The 1,076-nt window shown below is 67.4% G+C and carries 1 protein-coding gene; it reads left to right on the forward strand.

The genetic code is table 11. The features are described from left to right. On the forward strand, positions 1 to 1,076 hold a 1,076-nt coding region (gene glmS, locus EV663_RS15535; protein WP_132953445.1), incomplete at both ends, for a glutamine--fructose-6-phosphate transaminase (isomerizing).

Below are 1,076 nucleotides of genomic sequence, written 5' to 3' on the forward strand. Positions count from 1 at the left end.
GCCATCGGCTGGGGCGAGGGCGAGATGTTCGTGGGCTCTGACGCCATCGCGCTGGCACCGCTGACCAACCGCATCACTTATCTCGAAGAAGGCGACCGCGCCGTGATCACCCGCGCGGGCGCGCAGATCCGCGATGGCGCGGGCCGCCCTGTGATGCGCCCGGTCAAGACCGTCGAGATCGACCTCGCCCGCGCCGAGAAGGGCGGGCACAAGCATTTCATGGCCAAGGAAATCGCCGAACAGCCCACGGTCATGGGCGAGGCGCTGCGCCATTACATCACCGATGACGGGCGGCAACTGGTGCTGCCCGGTGGCGGCATCGATTTTTCGGGGATCGGCCGGATCACCATGGTGGCCTGCGGCACGGCCTACCTGGCCTGCCTGACGGCGAAATACTGGATCGAGCAACTGGCCGGCCTGCCGGTCGATGTCGATGTGGCCTCGGAGTTCCGCTATCGCGAACCGCCGATCCCCGAGGGCACGCTGGCGCTGTTCGTCAGCCAGTCGGGCGAGACCGCCGACACGCTGGCCGCGCTACGCTATTGCAGGGGGCGGGCAGCGCGGATCGTGTCGGTGGTCAACGTCCCCGAAAGCACCATGGCGCGCGAAAGCGACCTTGTGCTGCCGATCCTCGCAGGCCCGGAAATCGGCGTTGCCTCAACCAAGGCGTTTACCTGCCAATTGGCGGTGCTCGCGCTTTGCGCGCTTGAGGCGGCATGCCAGCGCGGGCGGCTTGACGGCGATGGGCTGGCGCGTCGGCTGGACCAGTTGACGATTCTGCCGGGGCGGCTGAACGCGGCGCTGGCCCTTGAGGGGGACATCGCCCGCGTTGCCCTCAGCCTGGCCGAGGCCGACGACGTGCTGTTCCTGGGGCGTGGGGCGATGTTCCCGCTGGCGCTGGAGGGGGCGCTGAAACTCAAGGAAATCAGCTATATCCACGCCGAGGGCTATGCCAGCGGCGAGTTGAAACACGGCCCCATCGCGCTGGTGGACAAGACCGTGCCGGTGATCGTTCTGGCCCCCCATGACCGGCTGTTCGACAAGACGGTGTCGAACATGCAAGAGGTCATGGCCCG

The organism is Rhodovulum bhavnagarense, assembly GCF_004343505.1.
Lineage (GTDB): Bacteria > Pseudomonadota > Alphaproteobacteria > Rhodobacterales > Rhodobacteraceae > Rhodovulum > Rhodovulum bhavnagarense.